The sequence below is a fragment of the Pseudocitrobacter corydidari genome (assembly GCF_021172065.1).
GTDB lineage: Bacteria > Pseudomonadota > Gammaproteobacteria > Enterobacterales > Enterobacteriaceae > Pseudocitrobacter > Pseudocitrobacter corydidari.
Genome location: NZ_CP087880.1, coordinates 3536962 through 3549587, shown reverse-complemented (window position 1 = coordinate 3549587; position 12626 = coordinate 3536962). Strand labels below are relative to the sequence as shown.

The following is a 12626-nucleotide window of genomic DNA, read 5'->3' as shown; positions in this document are numbered from 1 at the left end:
GCTATCACGCCGGGTGATAAGACTCGCTGACGAGGTTCACGGACCTGGAGAGATATTCTGGAAAGCGGCTCGCAGGTTGGAATTATCTTTCATACAGCGTGGATGACGTTGCTTTATTCTCCGGTTGTGGCGATGGATATTTATACCTATATGGATATAATCAGGAGGAGGAATGAGCAAACCTCTGTATTGGGTCGGGCAGTCAAGGAAGGATCTCCAGGCGATGCCGGAGCATATTCAGGATGTTTTTGGTTACGCTCTTTGGCTCGCGCAGCAGGGGCAGAAACATCCTCAGGCCAAACCGCTAAAAGGCTTTGGTTGTGCAGGCATTCTGGAGGTTGTGGAAGATTTCCACGGTAATACCTGGCGTGCGGTTTATACCGTCACCTTGCGTGATGCGGTGTATGTATTACACGTTTTTCAGAAGAAATCGTCTTCGGGGATCAGTACGCCGAAACTTGAAATCGATCTTATTTATCAGCGGCTAAAGGCCGCTCAACGCCATGCGCAGGGGGGATGATATGTCTCAAAATGTGGATGTCAGCTGTGGCAATGTTTATGAAGATCTCGGCATTCATAATGCTGAACAGATGCAACTGAAGGCGCACCTGGCGCTGGCGATTAGTGAAATCCTGCAACGTAAGGGATTAACCCAACAGCAGGCCGCGCATATTCTCGGTATGACACAACCTAAATTGTCTAATTTACTCAGGGGGCAGTTTCGCGGAATCAGTGAGGCAAAAATGCTTGAGTGCCTGGTAAAGCTGGGGCGAGATGTTGAGATTGTGGTTGGAAAACAGAGCGCGACAGGCGGCTCACTCAAAGTCATTTTTGCCGAGATGTAAAAGCGTTCTGGCGCGAATCCTTGCCAGAACGCTCCCGCTCATCCCTCGCGCGCAAACCTTGCCGCTTCAGCAATCAGCTGCGCATTAGGTCGCACGCTGGTATACATCGCGAATTGCTCGACGGCCTGGAGGGCAATCACCTCTGCGCCGCTGATCGTCTGCTTATCAAGCCGTTGCGCCAGGCGAATGAGCGGCGTGTCCGGCGGCAGGGCCACGACATCAAAAACGACGCTTGCCGCAGAGACCATCGCTTCGCTGAAGGCCAGCTCATGGCTCTCTTTACCACCGGTCATGCCGACAGGCGTCACGTTGACCAGAATATCGCAGGCGATGCCTTCCGGCTGCGGTTGCCACTGAAACCCATACTGCTTCGCCAGCGCCGGGCCGCTCTCGCGGTTGCGGGCGGCGATGATGACATCCGTAAATCCCGCGTCGCGAAAGGCGGCAATCACCGCTTTGCCCATGCCGCCGCTGCCGCGAATCATCACGCGCGCGGCGGTATTCAGCTGGTGGTGGGTGATCAGGCTTTTCACCGCGATATAGTCGGTGTTAAATCCGGTCAGCCTGCCGTTGTCATTCACGATGGTATTCACGGAATCAATGACCTTCGCCGACGGATCGATCGCGTCGAGAAAAGGCATACAGCTCTCTTTAAACGGCATCGACACGGCGCAGCCGCGAATACCCAACGCGCGAACCCCTTTCACCGCCGCGGCAATATCCTGGGTGGTGAACGCTTTATAGATAAAATTCAGCCCCAGCTTTTCATACAGATAATTGTGAAAACGCGTGCCGAAGTTACCGGGACGACCGGCCAGCGACATGCAGAGTTGAGTCTCGCGATTAATCATGGGAAATCGCCTCTGCATGGGCGAGCAGGTACTGCTCCGCCTCGCCGGACCAAATCCCCTGATGACGCGCCAGAATCACCGCCAGTTCTTCATCCTGAATTTGCGTGAGTGACGTCAGCGGCAGATATTTTCCGGTATACACCAGCTTTTTCCCGCCGCCGACAGCAGGCAATTCCAGCGTGGTTTCGCCCGCGGCATTCAGCCCAAGAATATGTGTTACCACTTTTGCGGCCTGAACTTTTTTCTCTTCGATCAGTTTGACCGCCGCGCGCATGTCGTCGGTATTGCCGCCTGACGTGCCCACGTAGTGGGTAAACGCATAATGCACATCGTAGAAATTAATCGGTGCGCTGAAGTGTTTATCCTGCGGCCCGGCGAAGAAGTTCATACAGCCGTCAGCCGCCAGCAGTGAAGAGGCGAGGGTAACCAGCCCTTCATTGGGCACGAAAACGAAAATATCGTCGAAACCGTGGCCGCCGCTCAGTGCCATTAACGTCTCGTACGAGGCGTCGGTTGCATTGAGATAATGAATCAGCGTTTGCGGCTCAGACGGATAGTGTTTCCGCGCGTAGCTCAGCTTGTCGTTATTGGTATCGGTGACGATTAACAGCGACGGATTAACCGGCCCATGCAGGGCGTAATCTATCGCCAGCAGCCCCATCGGGCCTGTGCCGCCGAGGATCAGCGTGCGCCCTTGTGGGCGAATCCCCATCTTGTGGTTATAAGTGCCTTCCTGCAAATGATAGTTGGCGTTGAACGCGCCAATCACGCAGGAGAGCGGTTCAACCAGCGAGCCTTCAAAGTAGGTTTCACCTTCATATGCCAGCAGGCAATCCTGCTCCATGACCTCGTTGGGGATAACCACATGCGTGGCTTCGCCGCCCACCCACGGGAAGGAGTAGCCGGGGCAGTCCGGGCGATCCGGCAGTTGCAGGTTGGCCTGAATCACATAGCGCTGGCCGGGCTGGAATTTGTGCTGCCACTTTTTACCGACGGCAAGAATATCGCCGCAAAATTCATGGCCGATGATGATGGGGTTGGTCGCCACATCGTCGGGCACTTTTTTATGGTTTTCCCCCAGATTGGCCTCTTTCCAGGAGGAGAGACACAGGCTGTCGGTAACCACCGTCGCCAGAATTTCATCCTCCTGCATTTCAGGAAGGTCAAAGGTTTCAAGGCGCAGGTCACGTGTACCGTAAAGACGCAGAGCTGTTGTTTTCATAAACCACCTCAGGTTGAGCGATGGCCCCGGCCGTTGCGCCGGGGCGAAGAATCAGGACAGGAAGCCCAGCGCATTGCCGATAATCCCTAAGCCAAACAGGGCGAAGATCAGCCATACCGGGTTAATTTTTTTGTTGAGCAGACGCACCATCAGCAGCGTCAAACCCAGCGCCAGCAGGCCGGGGCAGAGCTGGTCGAGAATGTTCTGCACGGTCATGGTGACGGTGGAACCGTCTGCGGCAGGTGTTTGCGAGACGACCAGCGGCACGTTGATTGACGTCCATTTGGTGACCAGCACGCCCATCACAAACAGGCCAAGAATCGACGCGCCCTCGGTCAGTTTTTGCAGCACATTCCCGCCCATATCGCTAACGATATTCACGCCTTTACGAAAGCCGAGCTGTAGGCCATACCACTTCATCGCCAGACGCACCGCGTTGAAAATAAAGAAGAACAGCAGCGGGCCGAGAATGTTGCCAGACAGCGCCAGCGATGCGCCGAGCGCGGCGGTAATCGGGCGCAGTGTTCCCCAGACCAGCGGGTCGCCAACGCCCGCCAGCGGGCCCATCAGGCCAACTTTGATGCCGTTGATGGCGCCGTCATCAATTTCGGCGCCGTTGGCGCGCGCTTCTTCCATCGCGGCGGTCACGCCGATAACCGGGCCACATACGGCTGGCGTGGTATTGAAGAACACCAGATGGCGCTTCAGCGCGGCGACCTGATCTTCTTTCAATGGATACAGGCGCTTGATGGCGGGGATCATGTCGTAGCAAAAACCCAGCCCGTGAATACGTTCAAAATTAAAGGACGCCTGTTGCAGGTTGGAGCGCAGAAACATGCTCACCAGATCGCTGCGTGTAATTTTTCTCTGTTCCATGATGGGCTCCGTTAGTCGTCAAGCTGGTCAAGGGCGGTGGAAGAGGTGGCCTGCGTTTGCGGCTCAGTTTTACGCCACTGCGGATTCAGCTGGATGTAGACCAGCGCGATAATCACGCCGACGCCGCCAAAGGCCAGCAGGCTGAGGTCGAGATAGCCGCCCGCGATAAAACCGAGGAAAAAGAAGGGCATCAGATACTTCACGCCCATCATGCGCAGCACCATGGCGTAGCCGACGACGACAATAAACCCGCCCGCAATTTGCAGACCGCGCGTCACGAACTCCGGTATCGCGCTCAGCATATTGCTGACCATATCGGCGCTGACGAACAGTGAGACAATCAGTGCCGGAATGGCGACGCGCAGCGCCTGCACGCCAAGCGCGGAGACATGCAGAATATCGATGGTGCGAAAACGCGCCTCCTCTGCGGCTTTATCTGCCGCGTGCTGGAACACCACGGTGATGGTGCGGGCGAAAACCGTCAGCACCTGGCCCGCCGCCGCCACGGGAAGGGCGATGGCGATGCCCGTAGCGATACTTTGCTGGCCGACGATAACCAGAATGGCGGAGATAATGCTGGCGAGCGCGGAATCCGGGGATTGGGCCGCACCGACGTTCATCCAGCCCAGTGCGATAAGCTCCAGCGTGCCGCCGAGCATAATCCCGGTTTTAATGTCGCCAAGTATTAAGCCAATCACCGTACAGGCGATAAGCGGGCGGTGAGTCTGAAATTCATCCAGCACGCTGCCCATTCCGGCAATACAGGAAAAAAGAAATATCGCTATGATTTGTAGGGTACTAATTTCCATTATTTGTCACCTTTTAAGTGTCGTCATCCCTGCCTGTTAAAGCATACGTACACAGGCGCTATTTTTAATTTGCGACTAACTGTTCTTTTATTTTGTCAATAATATTGATGGAGGGATCTGACGCCACGACGCGTAAATCCAGGGTGACGCCAAGATTATTCAATTCATTAAAGGCGTTAATATCATCGTCATCTAATGAAACGGCTTTGGTTAACTGTTTTTTACCGGGGCGCCAGGCCATGCCGCCAATATTCAGGGTGCCGATTTTTACACCCTGGCGAACCATCGCTAAGGCATCCTGGGGCCGGGTGAAAAGATAAAAAACGGTTTCGTCCTGATATTGCGGGTTGTGATAAACCGCGACGGCTTTTTCAATATTAACGACGTTAACCTTCATTCCCGGCGGGGCGGCCTGGCGCAATAAGGTCCGGCGAACTTCATCGTTATAGACCTCGTCATTGCAGATAATAATGCGCTGGGCATTAGCCACTTTCGACCAGACGGTGGTGACCTGGCCGTGGATCAGGCGGTCATCAATGCGGGCGAGCGTAATGTTCATCAGAAATCCTCCTCTGCCGTTTCAAGTTGTTTCCAGACGACGCAGGTTTGCTTTGCGATTTGCGTCAGGTGTTCACACAGTTCATCAACGTGCATGCTGCCCTGGTTATCGACCAGTTCGAGCGCCAGCGGCAGGGAAAGGCCGCTGATTACCCGCAGACGTGGATTGCGCATCGCAAGCGTTGCCGCCGCATTCCACGGGCTGCCGCACTGTAAATCCACGGCGATCAGCCACTCATCTTGATTGTGAATGCTCACTAACTTTTCCAGCTTGGCCACGATGTCTCCGGCGTTCTCGCCGGGCACAAATTCAACCGCCTCGACATTGGCGTCGCCGTACACCATCTGAACCGATTCCAGCATGGCGCAGGCTAATTTGCCGTGGGCGCAAAAAATGGCATTGACCATAAAGCCTCCTTACCCGCGCGTTTTGCCGCCCGCAATGTTAGTGGTTACTCCGGTGATATAGCTGGCGCGTTCAGACAGCAGATAACACACAAAATCAGCCACTTCCGCTAATCTTCCCGAGCGTCCAATAGGAATGGAATTTTTGGTGTAGCCTTCCCGCAACTGCTCGACGGTGATATTGCGCGTCCACGCCAGCGCTTCTTCATATTCCGGCGTACGCAGCCCGGTTTTTTCCAGAATCCCCGGCGCGATGCCGACCACGCGGATACCGTGCTTACCCAGCTCTTTCGACCAGGAGCGGGTGAAGCTATTGAGCGCAGCTTTGGTGGCGGCATAGCAGCTCTGACCCTCTGAGCCTTCCAGCCCGCTTTCCGAGGAGACGTTCACAATCACGCCATCGTGTTGTTTGACCATCTGCCGCGCCACGGCCTGCGACATCAGAAACACGCCTTTCTGATTGATATTGACCATTTTTTCGAATGCGGCTTCGTTGAGCTCATACTGTCCGGCAGGCGCTTTCTCATCGACCAGCAGACGCGGGAAATTGACCCCGGCGTTATTGACCAGACCGTCGATGCGACCAAAGCGCTGGATAATTTCCGCAACCGTATGATTCACCTCTTTGGCGCTGGAAATATCGGTTGGCCAGAACTGATAGCCTTTATGGCCTTCATATTGACCGTCACCGCCGTGAATATCGGCCATCTGCACATTCGCGCCTTGTGCTAATAATTCTTCGACAATCGCCAGGCCAATGCCGGATGCGCCGCCGGTGACAATAATGGTTTTATCCTGCAAATTTAACCACGTTTGCATAACAGACTCCTGATTTTAGGTAACAGAGGCCCGCCGTAATTTTCATTACGGTAAAAGTCGGGCAGATTTTTATTTCAGTAACAGTTCCGCTGTGTCGCTATTCGTAACCAGACAATTAATATATTTTCCGCGTAGTGCGCCAATAATTCCGCTGTATTTTTCTTCGCCCATGGCGATGCCAATAGAATATCGCGCCTGCTTTAATTTATTCATTTCGATAGAGAGCGTTTTCTCGCTCATATTGGTATCGACCGTTACGCCTTGAATATCATAAAAGCGCGAGCAAATATCACCGGCGACCTGGCGGGCATTCAGGTCATCACTCTCTTCGCCGCCATAAAATGCATGCCAGTTAGCGCCATCGCGAATGGCCGGGGAACCAATTCCCACCAGCGCAACATCCAGGTTGTCCCAGTAGGCCGAGATGGTTTTAAAGTGCTGAGACTGCATGATCCCATTACGAATTAATGGGTTATCCAATAGGGCAGGAAAATCTGCGAGATGCGATTCCCCTTTCAGCTTTGCCGCCGCACCGTAGGTTAATGTGTTCACGTGATAGCGGCTTTCGAGTTTCCCGGATGGCCCACCGATAATCGGCACGCAGATTAACTGTCGGGATTGCGCCGCCTGCGGTAGATTTTCGACCAGTGCACGTACCGCGCGGCCCCAGGAGAAACCGACAATATCACCAGGTTCCAGCAAACGATCCAGCAGCTGCGCGCCGTGTAACCCCATCACCGCCAGCTGCGCGTCTTCCTCTTCATCGTGCCCCGACACCACCACGGCCTCTTTCAGGGCAAACTTTTGCTTCAGTTGCTGCTCCAGCCAGAGGTTTTCGTTGTAGTCATAGTTGATGGCGATGGTGACAATGCCCTGCTCGCGGCCCCGTTTAAGCAAGCGGCTGATGGTGGTGCGATAAATCCCCAGCTCGCGCGCGATTTGCGCCTGCGTCATATCCTGCTCGTAATAGAGTTGGGCAATCTTCACAATCAAACGGATATCGTCACTGTTTTCCATTGCCGCCTCCTGATTCTGCACATTTGTGCAAATACGCTTTCTCATCGCTTGATCTGATATAACCCCATCATGAGGGCCTTTAAAAGCGATTTTTCACTCTTTACGCGCGTTGAAATGGCGCTTTCTCTTGCACATTTGTATCTGCTCGTAGCAGTCATCAGCACAGGTGTGCAGAGATGCGTAATATCTTGATTAGCTTGATTTTCACCACGCAAATTTGCATCAGACCTTCAGCGACACTTTTGTGATAAAAGGTGTGGCAGATCACATTTAATTTCGATGTTGCCGCAGAACCCTGTTTTTCCACGCTAACAGGTAAGGTATATTCCGCGTTTTAGAGGAGAATTTATGCTGCCCGACTCATCCATCCGTTTAAATAAATACATCAGCGAAAGCGGAATTTGCTCTCGTCGCGAAGCCGATCGCTATATCGAACAAGGTAACGTTTTCCTGAACGGTAAACGCGCCACTATTGGCGATCAGGTGCAACCTGGCGACGTTGTAAAAGTAAACGGTCAGTTGATTGAGCCGCGCGAGGCAGAAGATCTGGTGCTGATCGCGCTGAACAAGCCGGTGGGCATTGTCAGCACCACGGAAGATGGCGAGCGCGATAACATCGTCGATTTCGTTAACCACAGCAAACGTGTGTTCCCGATTGGCCGCCTGGATAAAGATTCTCAGGGGCTGATTTTCCTCACCAACCACGGCGATCTGGTCAATAAGATCCTGCGTGCCGGTAACGATCACGAAAAAGAGTATCTGGTGACGGTAGATAAACCGGTGACGGATGAGTTTGTGAGCGGCATGGCGGCGGGCGTACCGATTCTGGGCACGGTGACGAAAAAGTGCAAAGTGAAAAAAGAAGCGCCGTTTGTGTTTCGCATCACCCTGGTACAGGGCCTGAATCGTCAGATTCGTCGCATGTGCGAGTACTTTGGCTATGAAGTGAAAAAGCTGGAACGTACGCGCATCATGAACGTCAGCTTAAGCGGTATTCCGCTGGGCGAGTGGCGTGATTTAAGCGACGATGAGCTTATCGATCTGTTTAAACTTATCGAAGGCTCCTCTTCAGAAGCACAGCCAAAAGCGAAGGCAAAACCGAAAACGGCGGGCATTAAACGCCCGGTGGTGAAGATCGAAAAAACCGCTGAAAAAGGGGGCCGCCCGGCGTCTAACGGTAAGCGTTTTACCTCGCCTGGGCGTAAGAAAAAAGGGCGCTAATCAGCGTCTGCCGCGCGTCGGCGTATTCGCCGACCAGGAAAACGATGCTTCTGCATCCGGTTTATAAGCCTGCTTTTTCTTCAACTGGCGGGCTTTCTTCGCTTCAGCTTCACGCTCAACCATCAACTTATCGATGTACTCTTTCTTGATGCTGTTGGTTTCGGCATTGGTCAACACGCGGCCATGCGCGATACGGGCGCGGTCAAGCAACGTTTTCAGTTCACGCTGCTCGCGTTCGGTCATCTCTTTTTGGGTGATGCGGGGGAGTGCCATGATGGTGCCCTCAGTTAGCCAGAGAGTCCAGTGTACGGGAAATTGTGCGAAAGAAACTAATTCTGAAAGCGCATCGCAGATTATTTATTTTCCTGGTGACGAATAAAAGCCTCTGAATTAGCGTAATGCCTGTGTGGAACAGGGTGTGTGAAAATTACTAACAATGCATGTATAAAATTTTATACAAGGATGTGTTATGCTTTCAATCAGGCAAGCGTCGAGACCCATTGCCTGGGTCGGCCGGTCATTCGATGATTTATGCTGTTTTCCGAAAGAGGTGCGTAAAGACGCGGGTTATCAGCTACATCGTTTGCAAGCTGGTCTGGAAGCGGCCGACTGGAAACCGATGACAGACATTGGGCCGGGTGTTGAAGAGGTACGATTACGGCATGTATGCGGAATTTATCGGATTATCTATTTTGCCCGCATGGAGGACGCTGTGTATGTGTTGCACTGTTTCGGCAAAAAGACGCAGCGCACTTCTGAACAAGACAAACAAATTGCAAAAGCCCGTTATCAGGCAGTACAGCAAGAGCTAAGGAACCGAAAATGAGCTCCTCCATTGATGTCAAAATCCAGCACGTGACGCCTGCGGATGCCAACATATTTTCTGAGCTGGGTTTTAGTGGCGAAGAAGCTGAACAGCTTTTTCTGGACGCTGAACGGGAAGTTGAGCAACTCATTGCGCTCAAACAGCAACTGATGCAGGAAATCGCGGTTTGGATTGACGAGCACAAACTGAAACAAGCTGACGCCGCCCTGAAACTAAATATCTCCCGACCACGGGTTTCAGACGTTGTGAACCATAAAACCAATAAATTTACTCTGGACGCTTTGGTTATGATGTTAGTGAGACTGGGGAAACCCGTCACATTGCAGATAGGCTAAACCCGGCAAGTCCACCTTACCGGGCCGCGAATCATCCCTCTTTCACCGCATCCCGCGCCTTCTCATCAAGCGGCTTCCCGGACCAGTAACCCGCCAGCAGCGAGCCGGAAAGATTGTGCCACACCGAGAAAAGCGCGCCGGGCAGCGCCGCGAGGGGGCCGAAATAGATTTTACCCAGCGCAGCCGCAAGGCCAGAGTTTTGCATCCCCACTTCAATCGCCAGCGTGCGGCAGGTGGACTCATCAAAGCCAAACAGTTTCCCACCCCAGTAGCCGCCGAGCAGGCCAATCGTGTTGTGCAGAATGACGGCGATAATCACCACAAAACCGACCGAGGCGATGTGTGATGCGGAACCGGCAACCACAGCGCTGATAATCGCCAGAATGCACACCATCGAAAAGGCAGGAAGAAAAGGCTCCACGGCTTTCACTACGCGCGGGAAAAGGTGATGCACAATCAACCCAAGGCCGATGGGGATCACCACAATTTGCAGAATACTCAGCAGCATACCCATTACATCGACCTGAATATGTGCATCGACGTACAGACGGGTGAGCAACGGCGTGGCAATTACGCCAACCAGCGTTGAAACAGAGGAGATGGTGACCGACAGCGCGACGTCGCCTTTCGCCAGATAAATCATCACGTTGGATGCTGTACCGCTCGCCACGCTGCCAACCAGCACCATCCCGGCAGAAAGCTCCGGCGGCATCTTAAACAGCAGCGCCAGTAGCCAGGCGGCGAGCGGCATCACCAGATAGTGCAGGAAAATCCCCGCCGCCACCGGTGCCGGGCGTGAAAGCACGCGCTTAAAATCGTCAACTTTGAGATGCACGCCCATACCGAACATAATCAGCATCAGCAGGGTCGGCACCCACGGGCCGATGGCGGTAAACGTGGGTGGCGTGTAATAAGCGATAACGGAGAGCAGCAGCGCCCATAACGGGAACAGCCGAGTCAGAACAGCGAGCATGTTGTATTCCTTGCGATAGCGTTGTGTTTGCATTGTGTTTTTATAAAAATGGCCGGGTTCGAGCCCGGCCATAGGTATTGTTTATCGCGTGGAAGGGGATTATTCAAACAAATTCTGATGCAGCTTCTGCACTACCTGTTCAGCTTCGCTACCCGGCACCAGGAAGCACAGATTGTGGCTGGATGCGCCATAGCAAATCATGCGGATGTTGAACGGTTCCATCACCCCGAATACCTCTTTCCCCACGCCGCAGGCTTTAGAGAGGTCATTCCCAATCAACGCGACCAGGGCGAGATTCTCTTCCACTTCGACGCGGCACAGTTCGGAAAGCTCCATCAGCAGCGACTGCGTCAGTAAGGTATCGCCGGTTGAGGTTGAACCGGTGGTATCCAGGGTTAACGCCACGCTCACTTCCGAGGTAGTGATCAAATCCACCGAGATATTATGACGCGCCAGAATGCCGAAAACTTCCGCCAGGAAACCGCGCGAGTGCAGCATATTCAGGCTATGCAGGGTCACCAGCGTTTGTTTACGACGCAGGGCCAGCGCGCGGAACAGCGGTGGATTCTGCGTTTTGTTGCATACCAGCGTGCCGCCCGCTTTCGGGTCTTTGCTTGAGCCAACAAACACCGGAATATCGCTGCGCACAGCCGGCAGCAGCGTGGCCGGGTGCAGCACTTTCGCGCCGAAGGTCGCCATTTCGGCGGCTTCTTCAAAGGCGATTTCATCAATACGTTTTGCCGCCGGGACAACGCGCGGGTCGGTGGTATAGATACCCGGCACATCCGTCCAGATATCGACACGGGTGGCGTGCAGCGCTTCGCCCAGCAGGGCTGCGGTGTAGTCGCTGCCGCCACGGCCCAGCGTGGTGGTGCGGCCTTTGGCTTCGCTACCGATAAAGCCTTGGGTGATGACCATACCTTCTGCAAGACGCGGTGCGAGCTGCTGGGTAGCCAGTTCAGAAAGCGCGGCCACGTCCGGTTCGGCGCGGCCAAAGCGATCGCTGGTGCGCATCACTTTACGCACGTCAAACCACTGCGCCTGCACATCGCGCTGGCGCAGCACTTCAACAAATAGCAGGGTCGACATCAGCTCGCCGTGGCTGACCAGTTCATCGGTCAGTGCGGTTGAGGTGGCCAGAGACGCCGCTTCCGCAAGCGTGGTGATATTTTCCAGCAGGCGTTCCACTTCTTCGCGGATCACGTTCGGGTTCGCCAGGCGTTCCAGAATGGAGAACTGGATTTTGCGGATGGCATCAAGTTTGGCGAAGCGTTCGCTGGCTTCGAGCCCTTCGGCCAGCGCAACCAGCAGATTGGTCACGCCTGCGGAGGCGGAGAGCACCACTAAACGCACATTGGGGTCAGAGAGGACCACGTCCGCGCTGCGGTTCATGGCATCAAAATCGGCTACGCTGGTGCCGCCAAATTTGGCGACGACAAAATCTGTCATTGTGTACTGCCTCGTGTCAGGGGTTCCTTTTTTCAGCCTTGGCACAAGGGAAGAGCGGTATACAGGGGGACGCAGAAACTACGATTTCCCCAGAAGTGCTCCACCTTGCGAAACGCCGGACTGCCAACGTTTCTGGTGACAACCCAGGGGATTCAGCCCCTGTAGCCGATAGCGAACGTGACCAGGCGTTCAGCCACCTCGGCGTTGCTCCCCCTCACGTATCTTTCGCGGACTGGCTCCTGAAATACGATTACCTGGGCAACGCGCCTCTTCTGGCCTGCGCCATGCGCAGGTAGTGCCTTTATAAATAAAGGCTTAAGCCACCCCTGTCAACGCTGGGGTTATGCGGATTTTTCATGCAAAAAGGGGTGTCAGAAAAAACACTTATGACAGCTATACTTTTTGCGACTTTATGCCTTG

At 54.0% G+C, this 12626-nt stretch carries 16 protein-coding genes and 1 riboswitch; of the genes, 5 read left to right on the top strand and 11 right to left on the bottom strand.

Annotated features, from left to right (window positions below; all coding sequences use genetic code 11):
* The first annotated feature begins 172 nt into the window (after positions 1-172).
* Both G163CM_RS16515 and G163CM_RS16510 read left to right on the top strand, forming a co-directional pair.
* A complete protein-coding gene (locus G163CM_RS16515; protein WP_231825668.1) occupies positions 173-520 on the top strand; it encodes a type II toxin-antitoxin system RelE/ParE family toxin in 348 nt (115 codons plus the stop codon).
* A gap of 1 nt (position 521) precedes the next feature.
* Positions 522-845 (top strand): helix-turn-helix domain-containing protein, encoded by a 324-nt coding sequence (locus tag G163CM_RS16510; RefSeq protein ID WP_231825667.1) that lies wholly within the window; start codon positions 522-524, stop codon positions 843-845.
* A 38-nt stretch (positions 846-883) separates the two neighbouring features.
* Here the strand turns inward: G163CM_RS16510 and G163CM_RS16505 are convergent, their stop codons facing one another.
* From G163CM_RS16505 to G163CM_RS16470, 8 genes are all read right to left on the bottom strand, one after another.
* Positions 884-1696 (bottom strand): shikimate 5-dehydrogenase, encoded by an 813-nt coding sequence (locus G163CM_RS16505; protein ID WP_231825666.1) that lies wholly within the window; start codon positions 1694-1696, stop codon positions 884-886.
* A complete protein-coding gene (gene sorE, locus G163CM_RS16500) occupies positions 1689-2918 on the bottom strand; it encodes an L-sorbose 1-phosphate reductase (RefSeq protein WP_231825665.1) in 1230 nt (409 codons plus the stop codon). The genes G163CM_RS16505 and sorE overlap by 8 nt, the downstream gene beginning before the upstream one ends.
* A gap of 51 nt (positions 2919-2969) precedes the next feature.
* Positions 2970-3794, bottom strand: coding sequence for a PTS system mannose/fructose/sorbose family transporter subunit IID (locus tag G163CM_RS16495; protein ID WP_015966358.1), 825 nt, complete (start codon positions 3792-3794; stop codon positions 2970-2972).
* 11 nt (positions 3795-3805) lie between these two features.
* Positions 3806-4603 carry a PTS mannose/fructose/sorbose transporter subunit IIC gene (locus G163CM_RS16490; RefSeq protein ID WP_015966357.1) on the bottom strand — a complete coding sequence of 266 codons (798 nt, stop codon included), beginning with the start codon at positions 4601-4603 and terminating at the stop codon, positions 3806-3808.
* A gap of 64 nt (positions 4604-4667) precedes the next feature.
* Entirely contained in the window at positions 4668-5162 is a 495-nt protein-coding gene (locus G163CM_RS16485; protein ID WP_231825664.1) for a PTS sugar transporter subunit IIB, read from the bottom strand.
* Positions 5162-5569: a mannose/fructose/sorbose PTS transporter subunit IIA gene (locus G163CM_RS16480; RefSeq protein WP_015966355.1), complete on the bottom strand. Its 408-nt coding sequence runs from the start codon at positions 5567-5569 to the stop codon at positions 5162-5164. The genes G163CM_RS16485 and G163CM_RS16480 overlap by 1 nt, the downstream gene beginning before the upstream one ends.
* A gap of 9 nt (positions 5570-5578) precedes the next feature.
* Positions 5579-6385, bottom strand: a complete 807-nt coding sequence (locus tag G163CM_RS16475) for an SDR family oxidoreductase (protein WP_015966354.1) — start codon at positions 6383-6385, stop codon at positions 5579-5581.
* A gap of 69 nt (positions 6386-6454) precedes the next feature.
* Complete coding sequence (locus G163CM_RS16470; protein WP_231825663.1) at positions 6455-7402, bottom strand: sugar-binding transcriptional regulator; 948 nt, start codon at positions 7400-7402, stop codon at positions 6455-6457.
* A 348-nt stretch (positions 7403-7750) separates the two neighbouring features.
* Here G163CM_RS16470 and rluF point away from each other — a divergent pair, with 348 nt between their 5' ends.
* The gene (rluF, locus tag G163CM_RS16465) at positions 7751-8623 is read left to right on the top strand and encodes a 23S rRNA pseudouridine(2604) synthase RluF (RefSeq protein WP_231825662.1); all 873 of its coding nucleotides are present in this window, start codon (positions 7751-7753) and stop codon (positions 8621-8623) included.
* On the opposite strand, the gene G163CM_RS16460 is transcribed toward rluF, so the two are convergent.
* Positions 8624-8896, bottom strand: coding sequence for a YjbD family protein (locus G163CM_RS16460; RefSeq protein WP_015966351.1), 273 nt, complete (start codon positions 8894-8896; stop codon positions 8624-8626).
* 196 nt (positions 8897-9092) lie between these two features.
* On the opposite strand from G163CM_RS16460, the gene G163CM_RS16455 reads away from it, so the two are divergent.
* A complete protein-coding gene (locus G163CM_RS16455; RefSeq protein ID WP_231825661.1) occupies positions 9093-9449 on the top strand; it encodes a type II toxin-antitoxin system RelE/ParE family toxin in 357 nt (118 codons plus the stop codon).
* Positions 9446-9784 carry a helix-turn-helix domain-containing protein gene (locus tag G163CM_RS16450; protein WP_231825660.1) on the top strand — a complete coding sequence of 113 codons (339 nt, stop codon included), beginning with the start codon at positions 9446-9448 and terminating at the stop codon, positions 9782-9784. The genes G163CM_RS16455 and G163CM_RS16450 overlap by 4 nt, the downstream gene beginning before the upstream one ends.
* 31 nt (positions 9785-9815) lie before the next feature.
* On the opposite strand, the gene panS is transcribed toward G163CM_RS16450, so the two are convergent.
* Both panS and lysC read right to left on the bottom strand, forming a co-directional pair.
* Complete coding sequence (gene panS / locus G163CM_RS16445; RefSeq protein WP_108475993.1) at positions 9816-10757, bottom strand: ketopantoate/pantoate/pantothenate transporter PanS; 942 nt, start codon at positions 10755-10757, stop codon at positions 9816-9818.
* 99 nt (positions 10758-10856) lie between these two features.
* Positions 10857-12206, bottom strand: coding sequence for a lysine-sensitive aspartokinase 3 (gene lysC / locus G163CM_RS16440; RefSeq protein ID WP_015966347.1), 1350 nt, complete (start codon positions 12204-12206; stop codon positions 10857-10859).
* 85 nt (positions 12207-12291) lie between these two features.
* Positions 12292-12486, bottom strand: a riboswitch (Lysine riboswitch).
* Between the last annotated feature and the right edge of the window lie 140 nt (positions 12487-12626).

Excerpts from the sequence above, each read along its gene's own strand:
- sorE (WP_231825665.1), bottom strand. The coding sequence starts at position 2,918 with ATGAAAACAACAGCTCTGCGTCTTTACGGTACACGTGACCTGCGCCTT.
- G163CM_RS16470 (WP_231825663.1), bottom strand. The coding sequence starts at position 7,402 with ATGGAAAACAGTGACGATATCCGTTTGATTGTGAAGATTGCCCAACTC.
- G163CM_RS16450 (WP_231825660.1), top strand. The coding sequence starts at position 9,446 with ATGAGCTCCTCCATTGATGTCAAAATCCAGCACGTGACGCCTGCGGAT.
- G163CM_RS16495 (WP_015966358.1), bottom strand. The coding sequence starts at position 3,794 with ATGGAACAGAGAAAAATTACACGCAGCGATCTGGTGAGCATGTTTCTG.
- G163CM_RS16485 (WP_231825664.1), bottom strand. The coding sequence starts at position 5,162 with ATGAACATTACGCTCGCCCGCATTGATGACCGCCTGATCCACGGCCAG.
- G163CM_RS16490 (WP_015966357.1), bottom strand. The coding sequence starts at position 4,603 with ATGGAAATTAGTACCCTACAAATCATAGCGATATTTCTTTTTTCCTGT.
- G163CM_RS16480 (WP_015966355.1), bottom strand. The coding sequence starts at position 5,569 with ATGGTCAATGCCATTTTTTGCGCCCACGGCAAATTAGCCTGCGCCATG.
- rluF (WP_231825662.1), top strand. The coding sequence starts at position 7,751 with ATGCTGCCCGACTCATCCATCCGTTTAAATAAATACATCAGCGAAAGC.
- G163CM_RS16510 (WP_231825667.1), top strand. The coding sequence starts at position 522 with ATGTCTCAAAATGTGGATGTCAGCTGTGGCAATGTTTATGAAGATCTC.
- G163CM_RS16455 (WP_231825661.1), top strand. The coding sequence starts at position 9,093 with ATGCTTTCAATCAGGCAAGCGTCGAGACCCATTGCCTGGGTCGGCCGG.
- G163CM_RS16515 (WP_231825668.1), top strand. The coding sequence starts at position 173 with ATGAGCAAACCTCTGTATTGGGTCGGGCAGTCAAGGAAGGATCTCCAG.
- G163CM_RS16505 (WP_231825666.1), bottom strand. The coding sequence starts at position 1,696 with ATGATTAATCGCGAGACTCAACTCTGCATGTCGCTGGCCGGTCGTCCC.
- G163CM_RS16475 (WP_015966354.1), bottom strand. The coding sequence starts at position 6,385 with ATGCAAACGTGGTTAAATTTGCAGGATAAAACCATTATTGTCACCGGC.
- panS (WP_108475993.1), bottom strand. The coding sequence starts at position 10,757 with ATGCTCGCTGTTCTGACTCGGCTGTTCCCGTTATGGGCGCTGCTGCTC.
- G163CM_RS16460 (WP_015966351.1), bottom strand. The coding sequence starts at position 8,896 with ATGGCACTCCCCCGCATCACCCAAAAAGAGATGACCGAACGCGAGCAG.
- lysC (WP_015966347.1), bottom strand. The coding sequence starts at position 12,206 with ATGACAGATTTTGTCGTCGCCAAATTTGGCGGCACCAGCGTAGCCGAT.